Source organism: Paenibacillus tuaregi (assembly GCF_900086655.1).
Lineage (GTDB): Bacteria > Bacillota > Bacilli > Paenibacillales > Paenibacillaceae > Fontibacillus > Fontibacillus tuaregi.
The window spans coordinates 5,524,002-5,537,210 of record NZ_LT575476.1 but is presented as its reverse complement, the minus strand read 5'-3'; the positions used below and the strand labels follow the sequence as shown (position 1 = coordinate 5,537,210).

Here is a 13,209-nt window from a genome sequence, read left to right as displayed (position 1 = left end):
GGGCAGGGGTATGTCTTTCTTGATCTTAAAGTCAAAGATTGAAGTGAGCAGAGGGGGAGGGTGAGAGGAAGATGATTTACCTGGATCATGCAGCTACCTCATGGCCCAAACCGGCAGGTGTTATTCAAGCCGTTCAGGAAGTTCTTACCAGCGGCACAACCAATCCTGGACGTGGTACCCATGGGATGGCAATACAGGCGGGCCGGGTTCTGATGCGGACGCGAAGCCGTATAGCACAGCTGCTTAATGTTAAGAATCCAGCAGATATTGCATTTACTTCCAATACTACCAGTGCCCTGAATCTAGCGATCAAAGGGCTGTTAAGGCCAGGAGATCATGTGATAGCTACAATGGTGGAGCATAATTCTGTCCGTAGGCCGTTGGAGTTTCTAAAGAGGGCATACGGGGTTAAGGTTGATTATATAGCTGCGGATCAAGAAGGAAAGATTGATCTGGTGGGGTTCGAACGTAGTTTTATGTCCAATAATACAAGACTGGTTGTCTGCAGCCATAGCTCCAATCTGCTGGGAAGTATTACTCCTGTTAAGGAAATTTCTAAGTTGGCTCATAAGAATGGGGCTTTACTGCTGGTCGATGCTGCCCAGACCGCTGGTGCGTATTCCATCGATGTGGGGGACATGGGCATTGATCTATTGGCTTTCCCCGGGCATAAAGCACTCTTGGGACCTCAGGGAACGGGTGGGCTCTACATTAGCCCGGAAATTGATTTGGTTCCCCATTTGCATGGCGGGACCGGAAGCCAGTCGGAAGAGCTGGAGCAGCCTTCAGTCCGGCCGGACCGATATGAAGCGGGGACACCTAACACCCCTGGAATAGCCGGCTTGGGAGAAGGGGTAGGTGAAGTGTTGTCTGTGGGCGTGGATAACATCCATAAGCATGAGTGGATGCTGACCCAGCTGATCATGAAGGGATTGGCTGAGATTCCTGGAATACACATACTTGGTCCCGCATTGGGCAAGCCAAGAACGGGTATTGTATCTTTTAACGTGGAGAATATGGATGCAGCAGAGGTTGCATTCAAGTTAGACCGCAATTATCAAATTGCTGTGAGGGCTGGTTTTCATTGTACTCCGCTTGGACATGAGACAGCGGGTACACTTCAGAGCGGGGCTGTGAGAGCGAGCGTCGGATATAACACAACGGTAGAGGAAGTTCAGGCGTTGATCACGGCCATGCAGGAGATATATAAGTCATAGATTATTATAGAGGGGTAGAGCCAGGCATGTGGGAGTGGAATAAACTAGTCAGCGAGCAATTGGGATTAATCATCGTAGGTACCGCACTGTTGTTTATCTTATTTCTCATCTGGAATATCGTACAGGGCAGCAAGCTGAAGAAGATGCGCCGGAAATATGAAGTAATGATGGCTGGTGCGGGCGTTGAGAACCTGGAGACTTTATTGATTGATCTTAAAGTGCAGATGGATCAAATTGAGGATGAGCAGGGAGAACAGCAGCGGCAACTGCAGTCCATCCACAAGCTCCTCCCGAAGCAAAAAGCAAAAATAGGCATTAAGCGTTATAATGCCTTTGAAGAACGTGGCAACGAGCTAAGCTTTTCTGTCGCTTTTGTTGATAATCAGCTGGATGGGGTAGTACTGACCGGGATTTACAGCCGGGAGGGCTCCTATGTATATGCCAAGCCCGTAGTTAGTGGAGATTCGCCTTATTCATTATCTCCTGAGGAAAAGGACGCCATTCGTCTCGCCGGGCAAGAGGCTTAAAGCTTCGATTCCATTCTTTAATGGCGGCGAACAGGCTGGTCGCAATGATGTCAGATAGACGCATGACCAGACTTAATCTGGTGTTCTGCAGCACAAAATATTCCATAAAGCCGCCGACATTGACGATGCCTGTAAGATGGATATCGCCAACCGGCGGCAGTTCTTTATTTACCCCGGCACCAGGACGCAGAGGGCCCTGCACTACCTGGATGCATCCCACACTGGAAGATTGGCCAAGACAAGCGTCTATTCCTATGACAAAAGGGTTCTCGTGAACCTGCTGAATATGAAGAAGGGTATCTTGAAGATTCATGGCATGTACGGGTTCCTCGAGTGTTCCGTATAAATGATAGCTGCCGCTTTGAAGCTTGGATAAGGCGGTGCCTACCAGAGGGCCTAGACAGTCCCCTGTAGAACGGTCAGTGCCAATACATACGATTACGATATCTTGCCTGGAAGAGAGCTTGGTGAAATGGAGAAGAAGCCGATGGATAATAGCCGAATGTATGCCAGGCTCAGTGTGGGGGATTTTTAAATAAGGTGTCTCTTGAGCAGCATGAGTTGGATCTGTAGGGGACATAGTATCTTCCTTTCCATTCAATATAAGAAGAATAAACTTCTGAATAGCCTATGGACTCTAACTTGTATAGTAGTCAGTATATGAATGTATGGAAGATTTTATACTCGCAGGGTATTTTGAAGTTTGGAAGCAAAGGGGTATTCTGATGATGGATAACTGGCTGGTTATGGCTTTTGACTCTACACAGCAGGCGCTGCGGGCGGAAATGCTGCTGGAATATGCGGAGATTGAGATCGACCTGTTTCCCACACCGAAGGAGATTACAGCCGGCTGTGCACTGTCTATTCAATTTGACAGAGTGGATCTGCCAAGGGTTCAGCGGATTGTCCTGGAAGAAACCGTAGAGATCCGGGGGATATATTCGAAAGATGGCAGGGGTTATGTTAACATTGATATAAATATAGACTAAAGCCGCCATAGAGGACGTAAAGAAAGGCGGAGGTTGGAAGCAGGAGGGGGAGCCATGTACTTTCCATTGAACAATTCGGATGGCGCAGCAGATAAAGCGTTTAAGGGTGTACTGACTTTAAAGGACAAGATTTGGAACTGGTTCACGGATGTAGATATGTGGGAAAAGCTTATGTTTTCCTGCCTAAGAATAATTCTTATCATGGTAATAACGCGGTTATTTATCCGCATTGTCTTTAAGTTTATTGACCACTCGCTGGAGCGGCATGAAGAAAGCCGGATTAACTTGAATCCGCGGCGCTTTGTCACCGTAGGGGCCCTGCTGAAAAATATCATAACTATCACTAGTAATTTTATTATGATCATGCTCCTGCTTCAGGAGTTCGGCGTGAATCTGGCTCCGCTGCTGGCTGGAGCGGGCGTTATCGGCTTGGCCGTTGGATTTGGAGCCCAGAGTCTCGTGAAAGATGTCATTACTGGTTTTTTTATCATCTTGGAGGATCAATTTGCTGTGGGTGACGTGATTCAGACGGGAACACTTAAGGGGACGGTGGAAATTATCGGGCTTCGGACCACACGTCTGGTCAGCTGGACGGGAGAGGTGCACATTATTCCCAATGGCATGATCACGAATGTGACCAACTATTCCTTGAATAATGCGCTGGCTGTGGTTGACATCCCCTTCAGTAATCAGAAGAAGCTGGATGATTCCCTTGCGGTTCTGCGCAAATCTATGCAGGAGCTTAAGGATAGCTCCGAGGCTATGGTGAGTGTGCCAAATGTGTTAGGTATTCAGTCGATCACATCAAGTGAGTATGTGGTGCGGATTATTGCGGAGACGCTGCCTGGTAACCGTGCTGATCTGGAGCGTCAAATCCAGACCTATGCCAAGGAAGCGTTGGAAGAGGTTGAAGCGAGGCAGTTGTCTGAGGCCAACGGCGGATAAATTTATAGGTGTAAAGGAGTTGTATCGATTTGGAGCGCAAAGTATTTCAGCTTGGCGATATCGTACAGATGAAAAAAAATCATCCTTGCGGCAGCAATGAAATGGAGATCATCCGCATGGGAATGGATATCCGGATTAAGTGTGTCGGATGTAAGCACAGCGTGCTGATCCCGCGCGCCAAATTCGAGAAGAACATGAAGAAGGTTCTTCGGTCTGCCGAGGCTGAGATGGGTGCAGACGCAAGTCCGAACGACCTCACTTAAGGGCTGAATCTGAATCCTTGAACACAGGGGCCTGGCAACATTGACGGCCGTCATGAAGCACCACCTCGTGTGCTGTAAGCTTCGCAAAGTGCAAAATCAGCCAACTAAGAAGGTTGCAAAATAACATAGTTTATGCTACAATGTTATATGCTGCGGAAAGGTACCCAAGAGGCCCAAGGGGGCTGACTCGAAATCAGCTAGGCGTCGCAAGGCGTGCGTGGGTTCGAATCCCACTCTTTCCGCCACCATATATGAACATGAACGCCTCCGTCGATGACGGGGGCTTTTTTATTGCTTATTTATAGAAGTTGAACTAAATAAGGATCAGGGAATTAGGAAAAAAGGGAAATGATTCCGAAAAAAGCGTAGTGTTCGCTTTTGTGAATGAAAAAGAACATTTCACCCGGAGTCTTCATCCGTGCAGCAAGTTGTCCAACTTATATAAGTTGAAGCCATCTAAGGAAAAAGGCCCCCGAATGGGGACCTCTTTATGGTTGACGGCGTACGAATGGAATTCTTCTCTCACACAAATGCAGGATACGATCCTTCACAGATAATCAAAGCTTACATCCGCCCATCTTCACAGAGGTCAGATATTTCTTCACATTATGCTGAACACTGGTTGTGAATAAGACTCCTGAACAGATGATTCGCTGAAACGGTCCAACGGAACCACACCTCTCTTGTACGCCGTCTGAATATAGAATGTGCAGAAGCTGAGTGGAATATACGAATAGGTTCTGGAAAACGCAACCGGTTACTTTAGTGAACTCTGGCTTTCTCGGCCTTCTTCCACTTTCTGTTCTTGTTCGTGGTATCCGGGAATGTTTCTCCGCGCTCCAGCTTAATGCGTTTCGGATTTTGAATTTGAGTATGGAAGCTCCGCGCTTCGCCTACCTCGGTATAAATGCCGGGATTCGGGGCTTTATCCCCTGGTTCGTATTCGGTCTGCTCACCCATATCAGATTAAGCTCCTTTCCTTAAGTTATAAAGAGTACGGATTTATTGTGCACGATTATGGGGAAGTTGATGTGAAGCGAACGGGAGAGCGGTAAGGTAGTTCATGGGATGACTGCTTCCTGGCCCCGGGAGAAGATAAATAACAGGACGATGATCTGCGTATGGAAAATGGCGAAAGGCTGCGATGAGCCTAATTAGACTTGCATCGGATGTTCGGATTTGTTATATTATTATGGTGCGAGTTTAGGCTCGCTCCTTGCTCCCAAGCCTTGCATTGGGGGCCGTGAGTCCAAGAGGAGGTGAAAGATATGCGCAAATACGAAGTGATGTACATTATTCGTCCTGATCTTGAACAAGAAGCGGTTCAAGCTGTAGTCGAAAAATTCCAAGGCATCATCCAAAACGGCGGGGAAATTACAAAACATGATGTTTTAGGTAAACGCCGGCTTGCGTATGAGATTAACAAGGTTCGTGATGGAGTTTATGTTCTTGTAAACTTTACTGCGACTCCAGATGTGGTAAACGAGTTGGAACGTATTCTGAAGATTTCCGACGAAGTTATCCGTTATCTCATTACCAAAGACGTTGCTTAAGACTTGTTTGTAAATTATTCGCTCAGAGGAGGAGACCAGATTGTTAAACCGTGTCATTCTCATCGGAAGACTAACCCGTGATCCGGAGCTGCGTTATACGCCATCAGGCGTGGCGGTCACCCAGTTTACGATTGCCGTAGACAGACCTTTCACATCCCAAGGCGGAGAACGCGAAGCGGACTTTATACCGGTCGTTACGTGGAGACAGCTGGCTGAGACTTGTGCCAACTACCTGCGTAAAGGTCGTTTGACCGCAGTAGAAGGACGCATTCAAGTACGGAATTACGATAATAACGAAGGTAAACGTGTATACGTGACCGAAGTCATCGCCGATAATGTCCGTTTCTTGGAGTCGAACCGAGAAGGTGGCGGCGGGCAACGGGAAGAAGCTCCATTCGGAGGCGGCAGCGGTGGTAACCGCAGCGGCAGCAGCTCCCGCAGCAATCAGGATCCATTCTCCGATGACGGTAAGCCGATTGATATTTCGGATGACGATTTGCCATTTTAATATTGGAAAGGACTGAAACAGCATGGCTTTTAAACCAAGAGAAGGCGGAGACAACGACAAAAGACCGGCTCGCCGCGGCGGCCGTAACAAACGTCGTAAAGTGTGCTTCTTCACTGTGAACAAAATTACTCACATTGACTATAAAGACACTGAACTGTTGAAGAAATTCATCAGCGAACGCGGTAAAATTTTGCCACGCCGTGTAACTGGCACTAGCGCAAAATACCAACGTTTGTTGACAATTGCTATCAAACGTTCCCGTCAAATCGCATTGTTGCCTTATACGACGGAGTAATAAAGTTAACAGAGCAGCCGAGAAATCGGCTGTTTTTTTGTTTTAAGTCGGTATTATAAATATGCAGAAAAGTAGGATTTTATACAATCTTATACAGCAAAAATGGAAGTTTTGGAGGCTTCTTTTCTTAAAGGAAAATGAAATTTAGAGGGTGCAGCCGAGTGACCTTCCAGGCAAATCGTAGATTGAAAAGTTTTTTCTATACATGACATTAAAAAAAAATTAAAAACAAAACATAAAATTAGTTGGAATTTTGGTAAATTTAATGTATATTATTTACTAATAATGAAACATAGCATTAATAATTCAGATGTTTGTTCGGAAATGTAATAGGGAGACATTAACATTAAATTGACCCGTGGTTAACAAAATTGGTTTTAGGGGACCGCAGCAAGAAATTGTCTTTGAGAATATAATTCCGAGTAAACCTATGTATATTATGCTTTTTTTATTAGGATATATTGATTAACAATATATTAGAAGTTAATTAAACAGCTTCTCAGATTCTGAACCATGAGGGGGGTCAAAGCCCACGTAGCATGTGAAATGAACTAAAGACTGGTGAAGTCAGCCATGCTGGAGGTGTAGTTGAAGCAGCAATAGCATGTTGTATCTTTAGTTCAATTCATATCGTAGACAGAATTAGGAAAGACGTGAGGTTAGCTTCGACCCGGAGGACGCTTTACAGCAGTACAATTTTAAAAATGGGAGGAACACGTTAATGGTAAAAACAAAAAAATGGGTTGCCCTATTAGCGACGCTTACACTTGTTGGCGCTCTGTTCGTAGGTTGCAGCAACTCCAACAAATCCGCTGAAGGTGGATCTACTAAAGCGCCTACAGGCTCCGAGACAAATGCCAATAAGTCTACTGATAAACCGGTAGATGGTGGAACACTGACATTCAGCAGCTTCTCTGATATCGTATCGATCAACCCGATCTATATCGATAACACAGCTTCTGCGGATGCAGCCAAGTTCGTGATGGCTAATCTGTATGATCTTGACCGTAAGGGTAACCTTGCTGCTGAACCTTGGTCTCTTGCAGCTGAACTGCCAAAAGTATCCGCTGACGGCAAAACTTATGAGATCAAGCTGAAAAAAGAAGCTAAATGGAGTGACGGCCAACCGGTTACTGCGGATGACGTTATCTTCACAATTGACACGTTCCGTAACCCTAAAGCAGGTTCTCCGGGTATCGGGCAATTTGACAAAGTGGATAAGCTTGAGAAAATTGACGATCAAACCGTTAAAATTACTTTGAAGCAAGTATTTGCACCGTTCCAATACAGCTTGTTCAACCAGTTGATTCCATATCACGTGTTGAAGGATGTTAAACCGGAAGATCTGAAGAACAATGCATATGGTAAGGACCCTGCCAAGACTGTAACTAACGGTACTTGGAAATGGACCGAGTGGAAACAAAAGCAGTATCTGACATTTGAGAAAGATCCTAACTACTGGGGTCAACAACCTCACATTGACAAAGTCGTTTACAAAATCTATGCGGACCAAAACACTGAGGTTCAAGCTCTGATTAAAGGCGATGTGGACATGGTCCAAGCGATTCCTGTAACCCAAGTGGAAGCTGTTAAGAAGAAACAAGGCCTGACCGTTCTTCTTGCTCCAGGACCTCAATATGAGTATGTTGCATTCAACTTCAAGCCTGAGAACTTCCCGGACAAATTCGTTCCATTCACTGGCGTGAAGACAAGACAAGCGATTGCCACAGCACTTAACCGCGAAGGTATGATCAACAACATTCTTAAAGGAACTGGTACTAAGCTGAATGCTCCGTTCCTGCCAAATACTTGGGCTGATCCAGGCTCAGCTGTAACTGAGTACAAATATGACCCTGAAGCAGCTAAGAAGCTTCTTGCTGAAGACGGTTGGGTTGCAGGCTCTGATGGTATCCTGGCTAAAGACGGTCATCGTTTCTCCTTCGAGCTTCAATACAATGCGGGTAACAGCCGCCGTCAACAAGTGGCTACGGTTATCCAACAGAACCTGAAAGAAGTAGGTATCGAGGTTAAACCTAAAGCGATTGACTTCTCTTCCTGGGCTGATAACAACCTGACACCAGGTAAGTTCCCTGCAGTTCTGTTGTCTTGGTCTCTGAACAACCCGGATCCAGATGGAGAGCAAACCTTCTCCTCCAAATACTTCCCACCAAATGGTCAAAACATGGGATGGTATAAAAACGAGAAGCTCGATAAGCTGTGGGTAGATGGATATTCCACAGTTGACCAAGCTCAGCGTAAGAAAATTTATGAAGAAGTGGGTAAGGAAATTTCCACTGACCTGCCATATGTATTCTTGTACCAATATGGACAACCGCAAGGTTTAGGCTCACGTGTAAAATTTGCTGAAGCCGATGCACCTGAAGCATCACTTCCATATGGAGCTTTCTTCCATATTCAAAACTGGTGGGTAACTCAATAATTACACGACTACTAAACGAGGGGGAAGGAGAGTCTTCTCCTCTCCCTTTTTTTGTTTTTAGGCTTAAATCGGTTGTACCTATGTACAATCATGGGAGGATAGTCAATGACTGAATATTTCATTCGCCGTGTCCTGCAGTCTCTTTTGGTTCTTGTTCTGATCAGTATCGTCACTTTCGGTCTGATCCATGCGGCACCGGGTGGCCCTACACAGATTTTCTTAGCGCCGGGCTTATCTCAGGAGGCAGCCAAAATACAGGCTCATAACTTAGGACTTGATAGACCAGTATACGAGCAATACTTCTCTTGGGTTGGCGGATTGCTTAAGGGCGATCTGGGTTATACATTTAAGAACCACGTTCCTGTAGGTCAAATTCTATGGCCAACTGTTCAAAATACCGTCATCTTGATGAGTGTAGCTTGGCTTCTATCCTTGCTGATAGCGATTCCATGGGGTATTTATAACAGTACCAAGGAATATGGCCTTTCTGACCAAACGGCTTCATTTGTTGCTTATATTGGTTTTGCCATGCCAACCTTCTGGTTTGGTATATTGCTTCAGGAGCTGTTCGCACTAGAACTCGATTGGCTTCCACTTTCAGATATGTGGACCATGGGGCAAGAAGGAAACCTGGGCAATTTGTTCATGCATATGATTCTGCCGGTATCCGTACTGACTTTAGGATTCCTGGCCTCTTACTCTAAGTACTCTCGTGCAAGTATGCTGGAAGTGCTTGAGCAGGATTATATCCGCACAGCACGTGCTAAAGGGGTTAAAGAAAACAAGGTTATTTTCCGTCACGCGCTGCGTAATGCGCTCATTCCTGTTATTACGGTACTGGGTCTTGATCTGCCGATCCTGGTTAGTGGTGCCGCACTAACTGAGAGCGTGTTTAACTGGCCGGGTATGGGCCGTTTGTTCATTGAAATGGCAAATGCCAGAGAATACTCGGTATTGATGGCAATTGCTCTGATTACTGCAGTTGTTGTTATTGTTGGTAATCTGATTGCCGATATTCTATACGCAGTAGTCGATCCTCGGGTTCAGCTTGGTAAGGGAGGAAAATCGGCATGAGTATGAATATGAATACGGAAATTGCACAAAGCAGTCAGCCGGGCCTTGAGCCTCCAATGGAGGAAGTCACTTCTACTGCACCTTCCAAGAAGCCGCCGGGTCCGTGGAAGACTGTGTGGAAGAAATTTTCCCGTAATCCGTACGCGATGACGGGTTTGGTCGTCCTGTCCATTTTTGTACTCGCGGCTATTTTTGCTCCATGGCTGGCTCCTTACAAGCCAGAAGCGATTAATCTGGATGGGGATATGGGAGGCGGTGGCCATCTGCTTGGCGTGGATGAGCTTGGCCGTGATATTTTCTCCAGATTGTTATACAGCGCCCGAATTTCCTTGTTAGTTGGTTTTACTGTGGCTGCGGCTTCGGTTATTATCGGATCGTTTGTCGGAGCTATTTCGGGTTATTTCGGCGGATGGATCGATACAATCTTTATGCGTTTTGTTGATGTTATGAACTCGATCCCACTATTGTTCTTGAACATTCTCGTTCTCGCCATCTTTGGTTCGAAAGTAAGTTATATGATTATGATCTTGGTATTTACAAGCTGGATGAGCGTAGCCCGTCTGGTGCGGGGGAACTTCCTGCAGCTGCGGGAGACTCAGTACGTAGAGGCTGCCAAAGCGATTGGTGTGTCCAGCTGGGGAATTATATTCAGACATTTGCTTCGCAACGCAAGCTTCCCGATTATCGTTAATGCCACGTTGATGGTAGGGGGCGCTATCCTGAGTGAATCAGCACTATCCTTCCTTGGGCTTGGTGTACAGGCTCCGGATACAAGCTGGGGGCAAATGCTGAGTAATGCACAGGAATTCATGCTCACTGATCCTATCCAAGCGGTATATCCAGGATTATGTATCCTGATTGTGGTGTTGTCCGTTAACTTTATCGGTGATGGCATCCGTGATGCTCTTGATCCTAGACAAAAAGCGACGGTATCCCGGAGGAGGCTGAAACAATGGCGGAAAGATTACTCGAAATAGAGAATCTGACAACCGGATTTATGACAGAAAAGGGATTTGTCAAAGCGACAGACAATATCTCTATAAACATAGAAAAAGGAAAGACACTCTGCCTTGTTGGCGAATCCGGTAGCGGTAAGAGTGTAACCTCCTTGTCCATCATGCGCCTGATCGATTATGCGGGCGGAGCCATCTTGGATGGCAAAATTAAATTTCAGGGTGAGGATCTGGCCTCCAAAGACCAGGAGGACATGCGCAAGATTCGCGGTAACAAGATTGCGATGATCTTCCAGGACCCAATGTCCGCACTTAACCCTGTATTTACCGTGGGCGATCAGATCGCAGAAAGTATTATTCTGCACCAGAACAAGAGTGAGGCAGAAGCGAAGAAGGAAGCGATCAACCTGCTGAGAATGGTTGGTATTCCTGCACCGGAAATCCGTGTTAAGCAGTATCCGCATGAATTGTCCGGGGGGATGTGTCAGCGTGTCGTTATTGCGGTAGCCTTGGCATGTAATCCCGAGCTGTTGATTGCGGATGAGCCTACTACAGCACTTGACGTAACTGTGCAGGCACAGATTCTCGATCTTCTCCAGCGTCTGAAGGAAGAGCTGGGTATGTCCATTCTTCTTATTACCCACGATATGGGGGTAGCTGCTGAAATGGCAGACCGGATCGCGGTTATGTACGCTGGAGCTATTGTAGAAGAGGGTACTGTTGAGGAGATCTTCTCCAACCCGTCCCATCCTTATACCGTAGGTCTGCTGCAATCCATTCCAGGGTTTGAAGGCACCCGCGGAAAAGAACTGTACACCATCAAAGGAACGATTCCGGGCCTCGGTAATCTTCCGGGTGGCTGCCGCTTCAATCCCCGCTGTCCGCATGTGATGGATAAATGCAAATCCCAGGAGCCGCTTAACTTCAAGGTAGGCGACGATCATAGTGCCGTGTGCTGGCTGTATGAGGATAAGGCGCCTGTGGAGATCGGCAGAAACGGGGGCGACACCAAATGAGTATGAAAGAGCCAAAAGTTCAAGATAATGAGAATTTGATTGAGATTAAACATCTCAAAAAGTATTTCCCAATTAAGGCGGGGTTATTTAACCGCGTTGTCGGCAACGTTAAAGCGGTTGACGACGTATCTGTCACGATCCGCAAGGGTGAGACCTTTGGCCTTGTTGGTGAATCAGGCTGTGGCAAGTCCACGTTCGGCCGTGTTGTGCTCAAGCTGCAAAGCGCTACCGATGGAGAGGTCCTGTTCAACGGGAAGAATGTACATTCCCTGAGTGGTTCGGAGCTTCGTAAGCTTCGGGAAGAGATGCAGATTATTTTCCAGGATCCGTTTGGTTCCCTGAATCCGCGCTTTCTGGTCAAAGATATTATCGGTGAGCCGCTGCGCGTTCACCGCAATATGTCCGCCAAGGAGATTGACGACCGGGTGGTCGAGCTTCTGCAGTTGGTCGGACTTGATCCGTCCCGCCGAAACCGGTATCCGCACGAATTCTCCGGTGGACAGCGGCAGCGGATCGGAATTGCCCGGGCAATTGCCCTGAACCCTCAGTTTATCGTAGCGGATGAGGCGGTATCGGCGCTTGACGTGTCCGTCCAGTCCCAGGTTATCAACCTGCTGATGAAACTGCAGAAGGAGCTGGGACTGACCTTCCTATTCATTGCTCACGGGTTGAATGTGGTGCGCCATATTTCGGACCGCGTTGGAGTTATGTACCTGGGTAAAATGGTTGAGGTATCCGAAACGGAAGAGCTCTTTGCGCATCCGCTCCATCCTTACACGGCGGCACTGCTGTCGGCTATTCCGAAGCCGACTCCAAGCCGTAAGCGGGAGCGTATCGTCTTGAAGGGTGATGTTCCGTCACCTGCAAATCCGCCGTCCGGCTGCCGGTTCCATACCCGCTGTCCTCTTGCACAAGAGAAGTGCAGCCAGGTTGAACCGCTGCTGGAAGAGGCTCTTCCAGGCAGACAGGTGGCCTGCCACTTCCCACTGCTGGAAGGCAGCGATGCGCTCAAGAAGCTTCAATAGTATGCAGCTTAGGAGCGGGTAAAGGAGTTGTCCTTTACCCGCTTTTTTTGGTGCCCAGGGATAATTAAGTGCTGTGGGCTCACAAGGTCTTACTTAGGAACATTTACAGCTTTCATTCGTATTTTGTTAGAGGATATTTATCATTATAGAAGCGTTATTAGGATAGAAGATCAGGCATATCCCAGTGTTTAATAGTTGATAGATGATAGTTAATTAGGTTATATTGTTCGTTGTGCAAGTGTATTTTAACCTTTTTGTAGTGTTTTGCTGGAAACAACTCAGTACAATGGAAGATAAAGTAGATTTGTGTTGCAAAAGCCTTGATTCTCGTGCTTCGGTAAACGGCTCTAGCGTTTATTAAGGAAGGAGGATGGATACGTTCATTTGAAGCCCAAGGCCACTTA

At 46.8% G+C, this 13,209-nt stretch carries 15 protein-coding genes and 1 tRNA gene; 14 read left to right on the top strand and 2 right to left on the bottom strand.

Going from position 1 to position 13,209, the window contains the following annotated elements; translation table 11 throughout:
- The first annotated feature begins 71 nt into the window (after nt 1–71).
- Both BN6628_RS24995 and BN6628_RS24990 read left to right on the top strand, forming a co-directional pair.
- A complete protein-coding gene (locus tag BN6628_RS24995) occupies nt 72–1,217 on the top strand; it encodes an aminotransferase class V-fold PLP-dependent enzyme (RefSeq protein WP_068621625.1) in 1,146 nt (381 codons plus the stop codon).
- 26 nt (nt 1,218–1,243) lie between these two features.
- Nucleotides 1,244–1,744, top strand: a complete 501-nt coding sequence (locus tag BN6628_RS24990) for a DUF4446 family protein (protein WP_068621624.1) — start codon at nt 1,244–1,246, stop codon at nt 1,742–1,744.
- Here the strand turns inward: BN6628_RS24990 and yyaC are convergent.
- Nucleotides 1,671–2,324: a spore protease YyaC gene (gene yyaC, locus BN6628_RS24985; protein ID WP_068621622.1), complete on the bottom strand. Its 654-nt coding sequence runs from the start codon at nt 2,322–2,324 to the stop codon at nt 1,671–1,673. The genes BN6628_RS24990 and yyaC overlap by 74 nt on opposite strands.
- A 148-nt stretch (nt 2,325–2,472) precedes the next feature.
- On the opposite strand from yyaC, the gene BN6628_RS24980 reads away from it, so the two are divergent.
- The 4 genes from BN6628_RS24980 (at nt 2,473) to BN6628_RS24965 (ending at nt 4,186) form a co-directional block, all read left to right on the top strand.
- Nucleotides 2,473–2,733, top strand: a complete 261-nt coding sequence (locus BN6628_RS24980; protein ID WP_068622655.1) for a putative Se/S carrier protein — start codon at nt 2,473–2,475, stop codon at nt 2,731–2,733.
- 54 nt (nt 2,734–2,787) lie between these two features.
- Nucleotides 2,788–3,678 carry a mechanosensitive ion channel family protein gene (locus tag BN6628_RS24975; RefSeq protein WP_068621620.1) on the top strand — a complete coding sequence of 297 codons (891 nt, stop codon included), beginning with the start codon at nt 2,788–2,790 and terminating at the stop codon, nt 3,676–3,678.
- Nucleotides 3,679–3,707: 29 nt separating this feature from the next.
- The gene (locus BN6628_RS24970) at nt 3,708–3,941 is read left to right on the top strand and encodes a DUF951 domain-containing protein (protein WP_068621619.1); all 234 of its coding nucleotides are present in this window, start codon (nt 3,708–3,710) and stop codon (nt 3,939–3,941) included.
- 154 nt (nt 3,942–4,095) lie between these two features.
- Nucleotides 4,096–4,186 (top strand) — tRNA-Ser (locus BN6628_RS24965).
- A gap of 517 nt (nt 4,187–4,703) precedes the next feature.
- Here the strand turns inward: BN6628_RS24965 and BN6628_RS24960 are convergent.
- Nucleotides 4,704–4,901 (bottom strand): YjzC family protein, encoded by a 198-nt coding sequence (locus BN6628_RS24960; RefSeq protein WP_068621617.1) that lies wholly within the window; start codon nt 4,899–4,901, stop codon nt 4,704–4,706.
- Between the two features lie 308 nt (nt 4,902–5,209).
- On the opposite strand from BN6628_RS24960, the gene rpsF reads away from it, so the two are divergent.
- The 8 genes from rpsF to BN6628_RS24925 all read left to right on the top strand — a co-directional run bounded on the left by rpsF (nt 5,210) and on the right by BN6628_RS24925 (nt 12,805).
- Complete coding sequence (gene rpsF, locus BN6628_RS24955; protein ID WP_068621615.1) at nt 5,210–5,494, top strand: 30S ribosomal protein S6; 285 nt, start codon at nt 5,210–5,212, stop codon at nt 5,492–5,494.
- A 40-nt stretch (nt 5,495–5,534) separates the two neighbouring features.
- Nucleotides 5,535–6,002 (top strand): single-stranded DNA-binding protein, encoded by a 468-nt coding sequence (gene ssb / locus BN6628_RS24950; RefSeq protein WP_068621613.1) that lies wholly within the window; start codon nt 5,535–5,537, stop codon nt 6,000–6,002.
- Nucleotides 6,003–6,024: 22 nt separating this feature from the next.
- Entirely contained in the window at nt 6,025–6,297 is a 273-nt protein-coding gene (gene rpsR / locus BN6628_RS25835) for a 30S ribosomal protein S18 (protein WP_082927055.1), read from the top strand.
- A 721-nt stretch (nt 6,298–7,018) separates the two neighbouring features.
- Nucleotides 7,019–8,737: an ABC transporter substrate-binding protein gene (locus tag BN6628_RS24945; RefSeq protein WP_068621611.1), complete on the top strand. Its 1,719-nt coding sequence runs from the start codon at nt 7,019–7,021 to the stop codon at nt 8,735–8,737.
- 105 nt (nt 8,738–8,842) lie between these two features.
- Complete coding sequence (locus BN6628_RS24940; protein ID WP_068621609.1) at nt 8,843–9,811, top strand: ABC transporter permease; 969 nt, start codon at nt 8,843–8,845, stop codon at nt 9,809–9,811.
- A complete protein-coding gene (locus tag BN6628_RS24935; RefSeq protein WP_068621607.1) occupies nt 9,808–10,788 on the top strand; it encodes an ABC transporter permease in 981 nt (326 codons plus the stop codon). Before BN6628_RS24940 ends, BN6628_RS24935 begins: the two co-directional genes overlap by 4 nt.
- Nucleotides 10,764–11,780, top strand: a complete 1,017-nt coding sequence (locus BN6628_RS24930; protein ID WP_068621606.1) for an ABC transporter ATP-binding protein — start codon at nt 10,764–10,766, stop codon at nt 11,778–11,780. The genes BN6628_RS24935 and BN6628_RS24930 overlap by 25 nt, the downstream gene beginning before the upstream one ends.
- The gene (locus BN6628_RS24925) at nt 11,777–12,805 is read left to right on the top strand and encodes an ABC transporter ATP-binding protein (protein ID WP_068621604.1); all 1,029 of its coding nucleotides are present in this window, start codon (nt 11,777–11,779) and stop codon (nt 12,803–12,805) included. The genes BN6628_RS24930 and BN6628_RS24925 overlap by 4 nt, the downstream gene beginning before the upstream one ends.
- Nucleotides 12,806–13,209: the final 404 nt, after the last annotated feature.